This is a genomic window from Duganella sp. Root336D2 (assembly GCF_001425005.1).
In the GTDB taxonomy this organism is placed as follows: Bacteria; Pseudomonadota; Gammaproteobacteria; order Burkholderiales; family Burkholderiaceae_D; genus Rugamonas.
Map to the genome: position 1 here is coordinate 423,085 of NZ_LMDB01000001.1, position 16,472 is coordinate 439,556.

The 16,472-nt window shown below is 62.3% G+C and carries 16 protein-coding genes; 1 reads left to right on the top strand and 15 read right to left on the bottom strand.

Annotated features, from left to right (window positions below; translation table 11 throughout):
• Nucleotides 1-6: 6 nt before the first annotated feature.
• The 5 genes from ASD07_RS01635 to ppsA form a co-directional block, all read right to left on the bottom strand.
• Entirely contained in the window at nucleotides 7-1,080 is a 1,074-nt protein-coding gene (locus ASD07_RS01635) for a hypothetical protein (protein WP_055924178.1), read from the bottom strand.
• Nucleotides 1,077-1,499, bottom strand: a complete 423-nt coding sequence (locus tag ASD07_RS01640) for a DUF4259 domain-containing protein (RefSeq protein ID WP_055925246.1) — start codon at nucleotides 1,497-1,499, stop codon at nucleotides 1,077-1,079. The genes ASD07_RS01635 and ASD07_RS01640 overlap by 4 nt, the downstream gene beginning before the upstream one ends.
• A gap of 166 nt (nucleotides 1,500-1,665) precedes the next feature.
• Nucleotides 1,666-2,586, bottom strand: coding sequence for an SPFH domain-containing protein (locus ASD07_RS01645; protein ID WP_055924181.1), 921 nt, complete (start codon nucleotides 2,584-2,586; stop codon nucleotides 1,666-1,668).
• 12 nt (nucleotides 2,587-2,598) lie between these two features.
• Nucleotides 2,599-3,018, bottom strand: coding sequence for an NfeD family protein (locus tag ASD07_RS01650; RefSeq protein WP_055924184.1), 420 nt, complete (start codon nucleotides 3,016-3,018; stop codon nucleotides 2,599-2,601).
• A gap of 70 nt (nucleotides 3,019-3,088) precedes the next feature.
• A complete protein-coding gene (gene ppsA / locus ASD07_RS01655; protein ID WP_055924189.1) occupies nucleotides 3,089-5,515 on the bottom strand; it encodes a phosphoenolpyruvate synthase in 2,427 nt (808 codons plus the stop codon).
• 155 nt (nucleotides 5,516-5,670) lie between these two features.
• Here ppsA and ASD07_RS01660 point away from each other — a divergent pair, with 155 nt between their 5' ends.
• On the top strand, nucleotides 5,671-6,516 hold the full coding sequence (locus tag ASD07_RS01660) for a pyruvate, water dikinase regulatory protein (protein ID WP_055924192.1): 846 nt from the start codon (nucleotides 5,671-5,673) through the stop codon (nucleotides 6,514-6,516).
• Here the strand turns inward: ASD07_RS01660 and ASD07_RS01665 are convergent.
• From ASD07_RS01665 to bamA, 10 genes are all read right to left on the bottom strand, one after another.
• Nucleotides 6,491-7,342 (bottom strand): hypothetical protein, encoded by an 852-nt coding sequence (locus ASD07_RS01665; protein ID WP_055924195.1) that lies wholly within the window; start codon nucleotides 7,340-7,342, stop codon nucleotides 6,491-6,493. The two genes, ASD07_RS01660 and ASD07_RS01665, sit on opposite strands and share 26 nt — an antisense overlap.
• Complete coding sequence (locus ASD07_RS01670) at nucleotides 7,342-8,541, bottom strand: EAL domain-containing protein (protein ID WP_055924198.1); 1,200 nt, start codon at nucleotides 8,539-8,541, stop codon at nucleotides 7,342-7,344. The genes ASD07_RS01665 and ASD07_RS01670 overlap by 1 nt, the downstream gene beginning before the upstream one ends.
• A 28-nt stretch (nucleotides 8,542-8,569) precedes the next feature.
• Complete coding sequence (locus tag ASD07_RS01675; protein ID WP_055924202.1) at nucleotides 8,570-9,355, bottom strand: RNA methyltransferase; 786 nt, start codon at nucleotides 9,353-9,355, stop codon at nucleotides 8,570-8,572.
• Entirely contained in the window at nucleotides 9,352-9,969 is a 618-nt protein-coding gene (rnhB, locus tag ASD07_RS01680) for a ribonuclease HII (RefSeq protein ID WP_055924205.1), read from the bottom strand. The genes ASD07_RS01675 and rnhB overlap by 4 nt, the downstream gene beginning before the upstream one ends.
• A gap of 131 nt (nucleotides 9,970-10,100) precedes the next feature.
• Entirely contained in the window at nucleotides 10,101-11,255 is a 1,155-nt protein-coding gene (gene lpxB / locus ASD07_RS01685) for a lipid-A-disaccharide synthase (RefSeq protein ID WP_055924208.1), read from the bottom strand.
• Nucleotides 11,239-12,030, bottom strand: a complete 792-nt coding sequence (lpxA, locus tag ASD07_RS01690; protein WP_055924211.1) for an acyl-ACP--UDP-N-acetylglucosamine O-acyltransferase — start codon at nucleotides 12,028-12,030, stop codon at nucleotides 11,239-11,241. The genes lpxB and lpxA overlap by 17 nt, the downstream gene beginning before the upstream one ends.
• A gap of 5 nt (nucleotides 12,031-12,035) precedes the next feature.
• Entirely contained in the window at nucleotides 12,036-12,497 is a 462-nt protein-coding gene (fabZ, locus tag ASD07_RS01695) for a 3-hydroxyacyl-ACP dehydratase FabZ (protein ID WP_055924214.1), read from the bottom strand.
• Nucleotides 12,494-13,549: a UDP-3-O-(3-hydroxymyristoyl)glucosamine N-acyltransferase gene (gene lpxD / locus ASD07_RS01700; RefSeq protein ID WP_055924218.1), complete on the bottom strand. Its 1,056-nt coding sequence runs from the start codon at nucleotides 13,547-13,549 to the stop codon at nucleotides 12,494-12,496. The genes fabZ and lpxD overlap by 4 nt, the downstream gene beginning before the upstream one ends.
• Nucleotides 13,550-13,568: 19 nt before the next feature.
• Nucleotides 13,569-14,081 carry an OmpH family outer membrane protein gene (locus ASD07_RS01705; RefSeq protein ID WP_229207024.1) on the bottom strand — a complete coding sequence of 171 codons (513 nt, stop codon included), beginning with the start codon at nucleotides 14,079-14,081 and terminating at the stop codon, nucleotides 13,569-13,571.
• 44 nt (nucleotides 14,082-14,125) lie between these two features.
• On the bottom strand, nucleotides 14,126-16,459 hold the full coding sequence (gene bamA / locus ASD07_RS01710; protein ID WP_055924222.1) for an outer membrane protein assembly factor BamA: 2,334 nt from the start codon (nucleotides 16,457-16,459) through the stop codon (nucleotides 14,126-14,128).
• Nucleotides 16,460-16,472 lie beyond the last annotated feature (13 nt).

Consider the following 16,472-nt stretch of genomic DNA (forward strand, 5'->3'; position numbering starts at 1 on the left):
GTTCCTTTATTGATTTCGGTAGCTGATTGCGTTCAGCAAAGCGCTGGTGGTGTCGATATCGGCCAGCGCTTCATTCGTCGCGCGGGCAAAGCTGCGCTCGCGGATGCGGGCCAGGCGCTCGAGCAATTCCTGCTTCGGCAGGCGCGATTGTGCGATCGCGGAAGGGTCGACGCCCGCATAGTGGCCGCCGTTTGCTTCCAGCACCTCCAGCTGGCGACGTACTTCAGCGTCCGGCAAAATACCCTTGCCTGCCTGGGGCGCCGGCGGCTGCGCCAGTTGCAGGCGCATGGGGGTAAAGAACTGCACAGCCTCTTTCGACAGCCCCTGCGGTTTAAGCGCCAGCAGCGCCTCGCGGCCCTGCGGGCCGCCGGCCCGCACCAGGAAGTTCACGGCACGCGTGAAGATCTCCATGTCGGCGCTTTGCAGCAGCAGTTCAACGGCCGGCACGCTCGCCGGCGAGCCGACAAGCTGCAGCACGTCCAGTACCGGCTTCGCGACTGCCGGATCGCGCAGCTGCGCGGCAAGATGGCGTTCGCCCGCCGCGCCGAAGCGGCCATACAGCAAGGCGCGCACACCCGTTTCGTCGATGGTGCTGCCTTGCTGCGGCAGCGGAATGCTCACATCCTTGCGCAGGAAAGCGCGGTCGACCTGGGGCAGCAGCCGCGTATCACGGCTTGCCGCGGCAGCGTGCATCAGGCGGAACAGCTGCGGGCCGTCGAGGGCTGCATCAGGATTGATGGCCAATGCGGCCTGCACGGCAAACGGCTTGTCGGATTCGGTACCGTAGGCGGCCAGGAAACAGGCGGCGTCCAGCAGCAGTTGCTGGCTCGGACGCGGCGAGCGCAGTTCGGCAGCAAGCTCGCGGCGCAGCAGCGGGACGGCGTCCTCGCGAAAATCGCCAAAGAAGCGCCAGGCGGCATCCAACTCGCGGCGCTGGGCGCCGGCAGCGGAAGCGTTGGCGGCAACAGGCATGGCGCGGATCTGGGCGATGCGGGCGGTAATGGCGGCATCGGTCGCCGCATCGCCCGCCTGTGCGGACAGTGCTGTCGACGCCAGTAAAGCCGCGAGAAGCCGCCTCATGCCGACAACCTGCGCTGCAGGTCGGTCACTGTGGTGCGCCAGTCCTCGAAGTGCTCGCTGTCTTCCCACAGTTCACGCAGCTCGGAAGCTTCGGACAGCACCAGTGCCAGCACGCGCTGCGCCTTGTCGGCGATATCGGCGCGCGGCTTGCTCAGTTTCGCCTGCACCTCGGTGACCCATTCATCGACGCGCGCGGAGTCTTCGTCCCTGGTTCCGCCCTTGCCCTGCAGGCGCGACCAGGTTTCCACCGCAGCCAGCGCCTCGGCGCCGAACGGAGCCTCCAGGTACTCGGTGGTCTCCGCCTGCAACACGTTGTTCAACGTGTCCTCGATAAAATAGAGGTCCCTTGATTCCTGCAGATCCTCCACCCAATCCTGCGCGAAATCATTGCCAAACGGTCCAACAGCCCAGGTTCCCAATTGCGCCTCCTGATCGATATAAGGCCGCATTGTACGCAATTACTGCCCAGCTCGTGTCCCACCATGGGGTCACACCCGTTTCGGGACACGGCCTCAGGCGCATTGTGCATGAGCTCGTGTCCCATTTCGGGTGTGACCCCAGGGTGTGACACGGACTCAGGCGTAGTTATTTCTGGGTCTTGACGACCTGCAGGGCGGTGGCGATCAGGCTGCTCATGTCGCCGACGTTGGCGGGGACGATCAGGCTGTTGTTGGTCTTGGCCAGCTGGCCGAAGGCGTCCACGTATTGCTCGGCCACTTTCAGGTTCATTGCCGCTTCGCCGCCCGGCTGCCCGATCGCTTGGCCGACTTGCTTCAGCGCGCCAGATGTCGCTTCCGCAATCGCGAGGATGGCGGCGGCTTCGCCCTGGGCGCGGTTGATGGCGGCTTGCTTGTCGCCTTCGGAGCGGGCAATCGCTGCTTCGCGTTCGCCGGTGGCGATGTTGATCTGCTCTTGCTTGCGCCCTTCGGAGGCGGCAATCAGCGCGCGCTTGCCGCGTTCCGCGGTGATCTGGGCCTGCATGGCGTGCAGAATTTCCTGCGGCGGCGTCAGGTCCTTGATCTCGTAGCGCAGCACCTTCACGCCCCAATTGGCGGCCGATTCGTCGATCGCGTTCACCACCGTGGTGTTGATGTGGTCGCGCTCTTCGAAGGTCTTGTCCAGCTCCATGCGGCCGATCACCGAACGCAGCGTGGTCTGCGCCAATTGCGTGATCGCGGCGACGTAGTTCGTCGAGCCGTATGAGGCGCGCATCGCATCGGTCACCTGGAAGTACAGGATGCCGTCCACCTGCAGCTGCGTATTGTCCTTGGTGATGCAGACCTGCGATGGCACGTCCAGCGGGATCTCTTTCAGCACGTGCTTATAGGCGATGCGGTCGATGAACGGCACCACGATATTCAGGCCGGGACCCAGCGTCGCGTGGTATTTGCCAAGCCTTTCCACCACCCAGGCGTGCTGCTGCGGCACCACGTTGATGGTCTTGAAGACAAACACCAGCGCGACCATGAAGATGACCAGCGTGACCGTACCAAAACTTATTTCCATTACTTCTCCTTGTTATGCGCCGACGATCAGCCGGCTGCCGCGAATCTCGCGAATCCGAAATACACCTGGCGCAGCGGGTTCGCCCGGCGCCAGTTCGACGTCCCACAGGGCGCCGCGATACATGACGCGCGCGACACCGTCCTGCCAGGCCGGCACGTTGACGCTCTGGCCGATATCCAGGTTGACGTCCGGGTTGGCCGAAGCCGGCGGCTGCGTGGCCCTGCCAAAACGGCTGCGGCGCAGCAGAACCGTCGCGATGGCGGCCACGATGGCTGCCACCAGCATCTGGCCCGGCATGTCGACACGCGCCAGCGAAGTCAATGCGCCCGCCCCCATGCCAATGGCGATCATCAGCAAATAAAACGTGCCGCTAAACAGTTCGAGGGTGACCAGCACGCCTGCGCCAATCGCCCACAACATCCAGTCAGCCATCACAACCTCCAAAAGTAAAAAACCCCCGCCGCCGATAAGGCCACGGGGGTTCAAGCCGCTTATCGGCGGTTTATTGTTGCATTTCTGCCAGCTTCTGCCAAGTGTCGATGACCGAGTCGGGATTCAGGGACATGGTCTCGATACCCTGCTGCATCAGCCATACGGCCAGTTCCGGATGGTCGGAGGGACCCTGGCCGCAGATACCGATGTACTTGTTCAGCTTGATGCAGGCCGAAATGGCCATGCTCAGCAGCGCGCGCACCGCAGGATCGCGTTCGTCGAAGTCGGCTGCCAGCAGCTCCATGCCGGAGTCGCGGTCCAGGCCCAGAGTCAGCTGGGTCAGGTCGTTGGAACCGATCGAGAAGCCGTCGAAGTGCTCCAGGAACTGCTCTGCCAGCACGGCATTGGAAGGCACTTCGCACATCATGATGACGCGCAGGCCGTTTTCGCCGCGTTTCAGGCCGTTCTTGGCCAGCAGGCCGACCACTTTTTCCGCCTGGCCCAGGGTGCGCACGAATGGCACCATGATTTCGACGTTGGTCAGGCCCATCTCTTCACGCACGCGCTTCATGGCGACGCATTCCATTTCGAATGCAGCAGCGAAGTCCGCCGACAGGTAGCGCGCTGCGCCGCGGAAGCCCAGCATCGGGTTTTCTTCGTCCGGCTCGTAGCGCGAACCGCCGATCAGCTTCTTGTACTCGTTCGACTTGAAGTCGGACATGCGCACGATGACTTTCTTCGGCCAGAACGCGGCGGCGATGGTGGCGATGCCTTCCGCCAGCTTGTCGATGTAGAACTGCTTCGGCGAAGCGTGGCCGCGTGCGACCGATTCCACCGCCTTCTTCAGGTCGGCGTCGATGTTCGGGTATTCCAGGATCGCTTTCGGGTGCACACCAATATTGTTATTGATGATGAACTCGAGGCGGGCCAGGCCTACGCCGTTGTTCGGCACGGACTGAAAGTCGAAGGCCAGCTGCGGGTTGCCCACGTTCAGCATGATCTTGGTCTTCAGCGGCGGCAGTTCGCCGCGCTGGACTTCGGAAATCTCGGTTTCCAGCAGGCCGTCGTAGATCTTGCCTTCGTCGCCTTCGGCGCAGGATACGGTCACGAAGTTGCCGTCTTTCAGCACGTCGGTCGCGTCGCCGCAGCCCACGACAGCTGGCACGCCCAGTTCACGCGCGATGATCGCCGCGTGGCAGGTGCGGCCGCCGCGGTTGGTGACGATGGCGGAAGCGCGCTTCATCACCGGTTCCCAGTTAGGGTCGGTCATGTCGGCCACCAGCACGTCGCCTGGCTGCACGCGTTCCATTTCGCTCGGGTCGCTGATCACGCGCACAGGGCCGGCGCCGATCTTCTGGCCGATGGCGCGGCCGGAGGTCAGTACGGTGCCGCTCGACTTCAGTTTGAAGCGCTGCTGCGAGTCGGTGGCTTTCTGCTGCGACTTCACGGTTTCAGGACGTGCCTGCAGGATGTACAGCTTGCCGTCGCGGCCATCCTTGCCCCACTCGATGTCCATCGGACGGCCGTAGTGCTTCTCGATGATCATGGCGTACTTGGCCAGTTCGACGATTTCGGCGTCGACCAGCGAGTAGCGGTTGCGCATCTCGATCGGTACATCGACGGTCTTCACGGAGCGGCCGGCTTTGGCTTCGTTGGTGAATTCCATCTTGATCAGCTTGGAGCCGATATTGCGGCGGATCACGGCGGACTTGCCCTGCTCCAGCATCGGCTTGTGGACGTAGAATTCGTCCGGGTTCACGGCGCCCTGCACCACGGTTTCGCCCAGGCCATAGGAGGAAGTGATGAAGACCACGTCCTTGAAGCCCGATTCGGTGTCGATGGTGAACATCACGCCCGATGCGCCCGTGTCGGAACGCACCATGCGCTGCACGCCGGCCGACAGCGCCACTTCGGCGTGGGTGAAGCCTTTGTGCACGCGGTAGGAAATCGCGCGGTCGTTGTACAGGGATGCGAACACGTGCTTCATCGCTTCCAGCACGTTGTCGATGCCGACCACGTTCAGGAAGGATTCCTGCTGGCCCGCGAAGGATGCGTCAGGCAGGTCTTCCGCGGTGGCGGAGGAGCGCACGGCGAACGACACTTCAGTGCTGGAGTCCGCGACCAGCTTGTCGTAGAAGGCGCGGATATCGGCTTCCAGGCGTGGCTGGAACGGGGTGTCGATGATCCATTGGCGGATTTCCGCACCCGATGCGGCCAGGGCGCGCACGTCGTCGACGTTCAGGTGTTCAAGGCGGTCAGCGATGCGCTGGGCCAGCGATGGGCCACCGTCAACGCTGTGCGACAGGAAGTCGCGGAAGGCTTGGGCGGTGGTGGCGAAGCCGCCAGGCACCCGCACACCTGCACCGGCCAGCTGGGAGATCATCTCGCCCAGCGACGCGTTCTTGCCGCCGACGGATTCGACATCCGTCATGCGCAAAGTCTCGAACGAGGCAACGTACACCCCGTCGGATTGCTCCTTCAATGCTGCGTTAGTCATAAAGACACCTTTTTTTGATGATAAAAATCTTTACGCAGGCATGCTTGGCTTCGTTCTTGTCATTCTTGGCGCCGTGCAGCACAATCTTACCGTTGGCAAGCATTTTACAGCCTGCGCAGCAAATTGACGATTCATCCACTGGAAAAGCTCTTTTGATGCCACAAGATCAACGTTTATTGCCGGCCTCTAGCCGCACCGTCTTTTTTGTCTCTGACGGCACGGGCATCACTGCCGAAACTTTCGGCCATTCGGTGCTGACGCAGTTCGACCTGCGCTTCCGCCAGATCCGCCTGCCCTTCATCGATACCTGCGACAAGGCTTATGATGCAGTGCGCAAAATTAATGAGGTTGCGGCTGAAGACGGCACCAAGCCTATCGTCTTTTCGACCCTGGTGAAGGCCGAGCTGTCGGACGTGATCCAGCGCGCCAATGCCATGCATATGGACCTGATCCAGACCTTCGTGGCGCCGCTGGAGCAGGAGCTGGGCGTGAAATCGACCCACACCATCGGCCGCTCGCACAATGTGGTGGATAGCGAGGAGTACAAAAATCGTATCGAGGCGATCAACTTCTCGCTGGCGCACGACGATGGCCAATCGAACAAGAACCTGTCGTCGGCCGATGTGATCCTGGTCGGGGTCTCGCGCTCGGGCAAAACCCCTACGTCGCTGTACCTGGCCATGCAATACGGCGTAAAGGCGGCGAATTACCCCCTGATTCCAGACGATTTCGAGCGCGGCAAGCTGCCGTCGGCGCTGTATGCCTTCAAATCGAAGATTTTCGGCCTGAGCATCGAGCCGCAGCGCCTGTCGGAGATCCGCAACGAGCGCCGCGCCGGCTCCAAATACGCTTCGCTGGAAAACTGCCGCTATGAGGTCAACGAGGCGGAAGCCATGATGCGCCGTGAAGGCATCCGCTGGCTGTCCTCCACCACCAAGTCGATCGAAGAGATCTCGACCACCATCCTGCAGGAAATCAAGCCGAACCGCTCGGTTTATTAAGGATTTCCGCCCGCATCGCCTGCTGGAATTCGCCCCATAAGGTTTCCAGCGGGCGTCCGTAGGCTCCGCTCACCGCCCCCGCAAACGCCTCGCCGCGGCCGACCGCCGCCAGCAGGCGTTTGAACGCTGCCGGGTCTTTGTCGTCCATCCAGCCCACCAGCATGGAAGCCTGCCGGTAGTACATGGCGTGCGACAGGCCGTAGCTTGTTGCCTGCTTCGGCGCAAGCAGCGACCCGTCATCCTCCGGCACCATGTGGCGGCCATGGACGAAGGCATGGACCGCGTCCTCGCGCGTCACCGCGCCTGTGCCGCCGCCGGCCGAAATATAGGTCGGCAAGCCTTCCCAGAACCAGTTGGGCAGCTTGCCGATGCCGGCCGTTCCGATGCGTTGCACCAGGTGCAGGTGCGCCAGTTCGTGCGTCACAATGGCGGCCATGCGCCCGGCTGGCCAGGACAGCATCTTCGGCGCGAGGTGCACATCGCCCAGCACCACCACGCCCGCCGCGCGCGGGGCCACCGCGCCGTAGCGTGAAAAGCTGTCGTCGCTGGCATATACATTGACACGCACCGGGGCCGCGTAGGCCATGCCGAACGCCTGCTCGTCATACGCGATGGCGGCCGGCAGCAGCGGCGCGACGGCAGCGCCGAAGGCCTCGGCGCCCGGTTCGCACCAGATATGTGGATCAGGGGTGCATTGCGTGAAGTGCGCTTTGCTGGCGAGCCAGGCTCGCGCACCATAGAAGCTCATCTGGCCAACTGGCGTAAAGAAGCCGGCTGCCGGCAAGGCGACTGCAATAAGCAGTCCTGCAATCCATCGTTTTTTCATCAGAAGAAGCTTTTCCAGTCGTGGAGCCAGTCCGGAATATCGGCTACCGGCATTGGGTTGGCGATATAAAAGCCCTGGGCATAGCTGCAGCCCAGGCTTTGCAGGAAGTCCCAATCCGCCCTCGTTTCGACACCGACGGCGCAAGCGTGCCGGGACAGGCTGCGCGCCAGCCCGAGGAAGGACTTCAGCACGGTGCCGATGGGCCGCTTGCGCGAGGCGCCGTCGACGAAACTGGGATCGATTTTCAGTTCCGAGAACGGAATCGCGGCCAGCAGTTGCAGGTTGGAGCGCCCGGTCCCGTAATCGTCGATCGCCAGGCCGAATCCCATCATGCGCAGGCGCAGCAAGCGCTCCAGGAAGTGCGGATTGGTGGTCAGTACCGAAGCTTCCGTGATTTCGAAGGTAACGTAATCGGACAGGATGCGATGGCGCTCGAGGCAAGCGGTGATCTGGGCGATGAATTGCGGATGCGCCAGCGTACCCGGATCCACATTGACCGAGAACGAAATCGGGATGCCCTTGTCGTGCAGGCTGCGGCAGGCCGCAACCGACTTCTCGATCATGCACCAGTCGAGGAAATCGATGCGCCGCACGCTTTCCAGCACCGGCACGAATGCCGAAGGGCCCAGCACGCCATATTCGGGGTGGCGCCAGCGGGCGAACATTTCCAGCCCTATTACAGCACCGGTTTCCAGCTCGATCTCGGGCTGGGCGAAGGGATCGAACTGCCGTTCCCGCAGCCCGTGCTCCACTTCGGCAAAGGTGAATTCAGGGTGCTGCGGGCCGGGCTCCGGCTCGCCGCAAGGTTCCCGGTAGTTGGCAATCAGTTCCTGCAGCCTGGCCGAGGCGATGGCCTTGATCGAACTGCCAAGGATGTCAAGCCCGTAAGCCTCGGCCATGGTTTCGACCGAGAACAGCACATCGGCGCTTTCCGAAGCCAGGATGATGATGCCTGCGCGGCAGTCGATTTCCGCCAGCCGCCGGATCACTTCCAGCCCGTCCATGCCAGGCAGCGTCAGGTCCATCAGGGCGATGTTGACGGGAGGGTTCAGGCCTATTTCAAGCAAGCGCAGCGCGCCCAGGCCATCGGATGCCGGCGTGACGTGCTGGGCGCCCAGGTGGCGCAGCATGCCGACCAATAGCTCACGCTGGACGGGTTCGCCTTCGGCGACCAGGAAGTGCAAGCTTGCAATTTCCATAACGCCCAATCCAGCTTGGTTAGTTTTATTAAGTCAGATTTTGCCTTACTTGCTCGAAAAAGCATACTGCGGCGCACGCGGCGACGTTCAGCGATTCGACTTGCCCCAGATGCGGCACGATGACGCGGTGGCTGGCGTTGCTTAAAAGTGTGTCGGAAACGCCCTGCCCTTCATGCCCGAAGATCCAGGCCACCGGCCGTTTCAGGTCGAGCTGGTAGAGCTGCTCGGCTGCGTAGCCGCTGGTGGCCAGGGTGGCAATCCCGGCGCCCTGCACCAGTTGCGCCAGGTCGACGTTTTCGTAGATGTCCAGCACGAAGTGTGCGCCCATGGCTGCACGCAGCACTTTGGGCGACCAGCAGAAGGCGGTGCCGGGGGCGCAATAGACTTCCTTCACGCCCGCGGCGGCGGCGCTGCGCAGGATGGAGCCGACGTTGCCGGGATCCTGCACGTTATCCAGCAGGACTGCGTTGACGCTGAGCGCCTGCGGCAGGTCTTTCTGCGGGGTGCCGATCAGGAACATCAGGCCGACGCCGTGCTCCACCTGGCTGACGGCATGGTAAAGCTGGTCGGTCAGGCACAGGACGTGGGCGTGTTCCGACTCGAGGCGGGCGATGATGCCGGCCACCTCAGGATTCTGCAGCGCGCCTTCGGCCACGATGGCTTGCTCGGGATGGCCGCGCAGCTCGAGCCACGTCTCGCACAGGTGCACGCCATCCAGCAGGCTGCGGCCGGCCTTGCGGCGGGCCTGCGAATTGGTGGCCAGCTTGGCCAGGTCTTTGTATTGCGCGTTGTCGCGCGAGGTGATGTGTTTCATAAGTCGCGTTCCAGGACTTCCCGCACCGGCGAGAAGCTGCGGCGATGCACCGGCGAAGCGCCGTGCTCGCGCAGGCGTTCCAGGTGCAGCGCGGTGCCATAGCCCTTGTGCTGGTCGAAGCCGTACTGCGGGTATTTCTTGTGCAGCTTGACCAGCGCGGCGTCGCGCGCTGTCTTGGCCAGGATCGAGGCGGCCGAGATGGACTCGATCTTGTCGTCGCCTTCCACAATGGCGATGCTCTGGATTCGCATCACCGGGCATTTATTGCCGTCGATGAGGGCCAGCGTCGGCACGGTTTGCAATGCATAGACGGCGCGCTTCATCGCCAGCAGGCTGGCCTGCAGGATGTTCAGGCGGTCGATTTCTTCTTCCGAGGCCTTGGCCACGGCCCAGGCGATTGCGTGTTCGCGGATCAGCGGCGCCAGTTCGTCGCGGCGCGCTTCGTTGAGCTTCTTGGAGTCGCGCAGGCCGGCAATCGGGCGGTTGCGGTCCAGGATCACGGCGGCGGCAAACACCGGGCCGGCCAAAGGGCCGCGCCCAGCCTCATCGACGCCGCAGATGATCTCGTCAAGCGAGTAAGGAAGGTCATCGAAAAGACCGGATTGTTGCACCATTGCTCAATTCTCTCTACTGCTCAGTTCGTGTCACACCATGGGGTCACACCCCAGGTGTGACACGGCCACAGCAGTGCCTGCGGACCAGCTCGTGTCACACTTGGGGTGTGACCCCAAGGTGTGACACGGGCTTATCTGTTGATCACCTTAAGGACTGCTGCGGCGCCTTCTTCGGCGCTGTTGCGCAGCAGGCTGTAATGCATGTCGGTGAAGCGCTGCACCAGTCGCAGGCGATGCGGCACGTCACTCAGTTGTTGCCACATGGCGTCGGCCAGCGTCTCGGCAGTGGCTGAGTTCTGCAGCATTTCCGGTACCAGGAATTCGCGCGCCAGGATGTTCGGCAAGCCGATCCAGGGCTGGTAGCCCATATGCTTCATGATATGCCACGATGCAGCCATCATCTTGTAGGCGATCACCATCGGCTTTTTGTACAGTGCCACTTCCAGCGATGCGGTGCCGGAAGCCACCAGCACGGCGTCGGCGGCGCAGATGGCGGTGTGCGACTGGCCATCGAGCAGCATCAGTTCCACGTCCTGCAGTCCGGCTTCTGCGATCAGCTCGAGGAAGTACTTGCGCTGCTTTTCGCCGGCCGTCGGCACCACGAATTTCAGCGTGTGGTCGCGCTGCAGCAGCAGCTTGCAGGCGCCGATGAAGGCGGCCGTATTGTATTTCAGTTCCGCCATGCGGCTGCCCGGCATGACGCAGACCACGTTGGCGTCTTCCGCCAGGCCGAGCCGGCGGCGTGCGGCCGCTTCGTCGGGCTGCAGCGGGATCACCTCGGCCAGCGGGTGGCCGACGTAGGTCACGGGCACGCCGGCTTTCTTGTAGATCTCTTCCTCGAACGGGAAGATCACCAGCATATGCGAGACCGATTTGACGATTTTCTTGATGCGCCCGCCGCGCCAGGCCCAGATCTGCGGGCCGATGTAATGCACGGTCGGGATGCCGGCATCGCGCAGCTGCGCTTCCAGCCCCAGGTTGAAGCCCGGGTAGTCGGCGCCGATGAAGCAGGCCGGCCGCTCGGCCAGCAACTGGTCGCGCAGCGTGTTCTGGATGCCCTTCAGCTCGCGGTAGCGGGGAATGATCTCGAACAGCCCGCGCACGGTCATCTTTTCGATCGGCCATTGCGACGCGAAACCATGTTCCATCATGGCCGGGCCGCCAATGCCGTGGAAGCGCGCGTCGGGCAGGTGCGGGCGCAGGCCGCCTAGCAAGCGGCCTGCCAGCAGGTCGCCGGACGGTTCACCGGCAACGACTGCGATCGATACGTCAGCGGACGATGCCACGGGTGGTCGTATCGAGGAAATCGCGCATCGAGCGCGCGGCGGCTGCACAATCTTCCGGCAGCTCGGCTTCGGCGGCAAGCATGGCTGCCTTGGCTTCGTCCAGCGTCAGGCCGGAACGGTACAGCAGCTTGTAGGCGTTGCGGATGGCGTTGATCTGCTCGCGCGTGAAGCCGCGGCGTTTCAGGCCTTCGATGTTGACGCCGTGGGCTGCTGCCGGATTGCCGTTCAACAGCACGTAAGGCGGCACGTCCTGGGTCAGGCTGGTGCTCATGCCGACGAAGGCGTGGGCGCCGATCTTGCAGAACTGGTGCACGTTGGCGAAGCCGGACATGATCACCCAGTCGCCGATCTCCACGTGGCCCGCCATCTGGGCGTTGTTGGAGAAGATGGTGTTGTTGCCGACCACGCAGTCGTGCGCCAGGTGGACGTAGGCCGAGATCCAGTTGTTGTTGCCAAGCCTGGTCACGCCCTTGTCCTGCACCGTACCGACGTTGAAGGTGCAGAACTCGCGGATGGTGTTGTCGTCGCCGATTTCCAGGCGGGTCGGTTCGCCATTCCATTTCTTGTCCTGCGGCGCGGCGCCGATGGACGAAAACTGGAAGAACTTGTTGTTCCTGCCGATCGTGGTATGGCCCTCGATCACGACGTGCGGGCCCACCACGGTGTTCTCGCCAATCACCACGTTCGGGCCAATGATCGTGTATGGGCCGATCTCGACGCCGGCAGCCAGTTCGGCTTTCGGGTCGACGATCGCGCTTGGGTGGATGGTCGCCATGCTCTTTACTCCACGGAGCGGATGGTGCACATCAGCTCAGCTTCCAGCGCCACCTGGCCGTCGACCGAGCCGACCGCCTTGTATTTCCAGATGCCGCGCGCGTTGCGCAGGATTTCCACGTCCATTTTCAGCTGGTCGCCGGGACCTACCGGGCGCTTGAAGCGCGCGTTGTCGATGCCGACGAAGTACACCACCGAATTCTCGTCCGGCTTGATGCCCATGGACTTGAACGACAGCAGGGCTGCGGTCTGCGCCATCGCTTCGATCATCAGCACGCCGGGCATGACCGGCTTGTGCGGGAAGTGGCCGTTGAAGAACTCTTCGTTCACGGTCACGTTCTTGATGGCGGTGATGGACTTATTCTCTTCATAAGAGATCACGCGGTCAACCAGCAGCAGCGGGTAGCGGTGCGGCAGGTAGGCCTTGATCTCGCAGATGTCCATCGTTTTGTTTTCGGTAGTCGTCATGATTCTTCGTCTTCGGTTTTAGTTTTAATGGTTTTTTCCAGCGCGCGCATTTTATCGCGCATCGTAGGCAGGTTCCGTACGATCGCAGCCGACTTCTCCCAGTCGCTGTTCTTGGCCAACGGGTAGAAGCCCGTGTACTGGCCCGGTTCGGTGATCGAGCGCGATACCAGGCTGCCCGACGAGATATGGACCTGGTCCGCAATCGTCAAATGGCCCAGGATCATCGCTGCCCCGCCGAAGGTGCAGTGCTTGCCGATTTTTGCGCTGCCTGCCACGCCGACGCAGCCGGCCATGGCCGTGTGCGCGCCGATATGGCAGTTGTGGCCGATCTGGATCTGGTTGTCCAGCTTCACGCCGTCTTCAATAATAGTATCCGCCAGCGCACCGCGGTCGATCGTCGTGTTGGCGCCGATATCGACATCGTCGCCGATCACCACGCGGCCCACCTGCGGAATGCGTACGTAGACGCCGGCGTCGTTGGCAAAGCCAAAGCCGTCAGTACCGATCACGGCGCCGGAGTGGATGATGCCGCGCTTGCCGATCACGCACTTCGCGTGGAAGGTGACGTTGGCAAAGAAATGCGTCCCCTCGCCTACCTGGGCGTCGCGCCCGACGTAGCAGCCGGCATCGAGCACCACGCCGGAGCCGATCGCGGCACCCGCCTCGACCACTACTTTCGGGCCGATATGGGCAGTCGCGTCGACGCTGGCAGCGGGATCGACATATGCCGTCGGGTGCACGCCGGCCGGGCGCACGTACGCCGTCTGCGCTTCAAACACCTGCGCGGCACGGGCAAAGTACACATAGGGATTCTTGACGACGATGCGGGCACCCTTGTAGGTTTCGGCCACGGTGGCATCGTCATTGGCGCTGACAATCAGGGCTGCCGCCTGGCTTTGCCCCGCCTGCGAGCGGAATTTGCTGTTACTGAGGAAGCTGATATGCGAAGCGCCTGCATCGGTCAACGGCGCGATCCCGGCAACGTAAAGTTCCGGGTCCCCCACCAGTTGGCCGCCCAGGCGCTCGACCAGTTCTCCTAGTCGAAGGCCCATCTGAAATCCAATCTATCGGTTATTTATCCAGCGCTTCCAGCACCTTGTTGGTGATGTCGATACGCGGACTGGCCCACACTGCGTCCTGCAGGACGATGTCATAGCCTTCGGTGTTTGCAAGCTGCTTGATGATCTTCGTCGCCTTCTCGGCGATCGCAGCACGCTCCTCGTTGGTGCGCTGGTTCAGGTCTTCGCGGAATTCGCGCTGGCGGCGCTGGAAATTCAGGTCCGCCTCGTACGCCTCGCGCTGCAGCTTGCTGCGCTCAGGTTCGGGCTTGGCGACACCTTCCTTTTCCCATTTTTCGGCTGCCGCCTTGGAGCGCATGGCCAGTTCCTGCAGCGCTTTTTCGCGGCTGGCGAATTCATCGCGCAGCTTGCTGTCGGCCAGCTTGGCCAGCTTCGATTCGTTGTAGATGCGCTCGGCGCTCAGCCAGGCAATCCGGGAGGACTGCGCCAGCGCCGGTGCCGTGGCCATCATGCCCAGCGCCAGTACGGCAGCGATCTTGCCCAGGGTAGCGGTTGCAGTCTTCAACTCGATTCTCCGTCCAAATAAGTTACTTTGGTGCATTAAACGCATCAGAAACCAGTACCCATCTGGAACTGGAAGCGTTCCAGGCGGTCACCCAGTTTGTCGTTCAGAGGCAAAGCATAACTCAACTTCAGCGGGCCTACCGGGGAAATCCAGCTCAAGCCCAGGCCGGCCGAGAAGCGCAGTTCGGACAGGCGCATCTTCTGGTGTTCCTGGTATACCTGGCCGCCGTCGAGGAAGCCGAACCAGCGCAGCGAGCGGTCCTGGCCCTGGCCCGGGAACGGCATCTGCAGTTCGGCATTGCCGATCAGGCGCGAGGCGCCGCCCAGCGAGTCGCCGTAGCGTGGGTCGACCGCGCCCAGCGAGGAGCTCTGGTAGCCGCGCACCGAGCCGATGCCGCCGGCGTAGAAGTTCTTGAACACCGGGTAGTTCTTGCCGCCGAAGCCGCGGCCATAATCAACCTCGCCCTTCAGCGCCAGCGTGATCTTGTTGGTGACCGGTTTGTACCACTGGGTTTCATACACCGCGCGCCAGTATTTCGACTCGCCGATCGCATCCAGTTCCAGGTTGATGCGCTGCATATAACCCAGGGTCGGGGTCATGGCGGAGTCGCGGCTGTCGCGCGCCCACGCCGCGGTCAGCGGCACCGAATAGGCATTGACCGAGCCGACACCGTTGGCCGGGCCGCCCAGGTCGCGCACGTACTGCTTGAAGTAGGTTGGCGAGGAATCGTCGGTTTGCACGTTCGATTTTTCTAGGCCGATACCGAAGAAGACAGTGTCCTGCTCGGAGAACGGCACGCCGAAGCTTACCCGGCCGCCGGTCTGCTTGATGGTGTACAAGCCGGTGTTCACTGCAGGCGGACGGAAGGTACGCAGGTAAAGCTCGTAGCTGCGCGACACGCCGTCGGCGGTGAAGTACGGGTTGGTATGCGAGAACGCGATGGTGCGGCTGTACTTCGAGGTATTCAGTTCCAGGCCCACGGTATTGCCGGAGCCGGCGAAGTTGGCCTGCTGGATCGCGGCATTGAAGGTGAACTTCTCGGCCTGCGAGAATGCGCCGCCGATCTGGAAGTTACCGGTCGGGCGCTCGACCACGGACAGGTTGATGTCCACCTGGTCGGAAGTTCCCTGCGCTTCCGGCGTATCGACCGTCACGTCCTTGAAGTAGCCGGTACGGTCGACGCGGTCGCGCGATTGCTTGATCTTGGAGGCGTCGTACCAGCTCGATTCGAACTGGCGGAATTCGCGGCGGATCACTTCGTCGCGGGTGCTGGTATTGCCCGAGATATTAATGTGGCGCACATAGGCGCGCTTGCCCGGATCGATGAAGAAGGTGAACGCGACTTCGCGCTTGGCCTGGTCGATCTCCGGGTTGGCGTTGACGTTGGCGAAGGCGAAGCCGAAGGTGCCCAGGCGGTCGGTGATCAGCTTGTTGGTCGAGGTCAGCAGCTTGCCGGAGTACAGCTTGCCTTTTTGCAGCAGCACCAGCTGGCGCAGTTCGTCTTCGCGGCCGAACATTTCGCCTTCGAACTTGATGTCGGAGACGGTGTACTTTTCACCTTCGGTGATATTGATGGTGAGGTAAATGTCTTTCTTGTCCGGGGTAATCGAGACCTGCGTGGAATCCACATTCATCTCGATATAGCCGTGGTCAAGGTACCAGGACTTCAGGGTCTCGATATCGCCATTCAGCTTGGTCTTGGAATACTGGTCGGACTTGGTGTACCAGCTGAACCAGCCGCCGGTATTCAGGGCGATCTGCTCTTTCAGCTCCTTGTCGCTGAAAGCCTTGTTGCCGACGATATTGATCTGCTTGATGCGCGCCACATCGCCTTCATCGACGTCGAAGTCGATGCTGACGCGGTTACGCTCCATCGGGGTGACGGTGGTGGTGATCTTCACGCCGTACAGGCCGCGCGACAGGTACTGACGCTTCAATTCCTGTTCGGCGCGGTCGACCGATGCCTTGTCGAAGGTCTTCGCTTCGCCGACGCCGATATCCTTCAGCGCCTTGACCAGCATGTCCTTCTCGAACTCGTGGGTGCCCTTGAAGTCCACCTTGGCGATGGCCGGGCGCTCTTCCACGATCACCACCAGCACATTGCCGTCGCGCTCCAGCTTCACATCCTTGAAGATGCCGGTCGCGTACAGGGCCTTGATGGTGGCTACGGATTTGTCGTCACTGAAGGTTTCGCCCACGCGCACTGGCAGGTAGCTGAACACGGTACCGGCTTCGGTACGCTGGATGCCTTCGACGCGGATGTCCTTGACGACAAACGACTCGGCGGCGATTGCGCTGCCGGAGCAGAAGGCCAGGACGGCTGCGCCGACCAGAGTGCGGCGGAATTGGGGAGCGATACGATCAGTGTGTAATTTCATCGGCAAATCGAAA

Coding starts and splice junctions, on each gene's coding strand:
- ASD07_RS01635 (WP_055924178.1), bottom strand. CDS start 1,080: ATGAGGCGGCTTCTCGCGGCTTTACTGGCGTCGACAGCACTGTCCGCA.
- ASD07_RS01645 (WP_055924181.1), bottom strand. CDS start 2,586: ATGGAAATAAGTTTTGGTACGGTCACGCTGGTCATCTTCATGGTCGCG.
- ASD07_RS01650 (WP_055924184.1), bottom strand. CDS start 3,018: ATGGCTGACTGGATGTTGTGGGCGATTGGCGCAGGCGTGCTGGTCACC.
- ppsA (WP_055924189.1), bottom strand. CDS start 5,515: ATGACTAACGCAGCATTGAAGGAGCAATCCGACGGGGTGTACGTTGCC.
- ASD07_RS01660 (WP_055924192.1), top strand. CDS start 5,671: ATGCCACAAGATCAACGTTTATTGCCGGCCTCTAGCCGCACCGTCTTT.
- ASD07_RS01665 (WP_055924195.1), bottom strand. CDS start 7,342: ATGAAAAAACGATGGATTGCAGGACTGCTTATTGCAGTCGCCTTGCCG.
- ASD07_RS01670 (WP_055924198.1), bottom strand. CDS start 8,541: ATGGAAATTGCAAGCTTGCACTTCCTGGTCGCCGAAGGCGAACCCGTC.
- ASD07_RS01675 (WP_055924202.1), bottom strand. CDS start 9,355: ATGAAACACATCACCTCGCGCGACAACGCGCAATACAAAGACCTGGCC.
- rnhB (WP_055924205.1), bottom strand. CDS start 9,969: ATGGTGCAACAATCCGGTCTTTTCGATGACCTTCCTTACTCGCTTGAC.
- lpxA (WP_055924211.1), bottom strand. CDS start 12,030: ATGGCGACCATCCACCCAAGCGCGATCGTCGACCCGAAAGCCGAACTG.
- fabZ (WP_055924214.1), bottom strand. CDS start 12,497: ATGACGACTACCGAAAACAAAACGATGGACATCTGCGAGATCAAGGCC.
- lpxD (WP_055924218.1), bottom strand. CDS start 13,549: ATGGGCCTTCGACTAGGAGAACTGGTCGAGCGCCTGGGCGGCCAACTG.
- bamA (WP_055924222.1), bottom strand. CDS start 16,459: ATGAAATTACACACTGATCGTATCGCTCCCCAATTCCGCCGCACTCTG.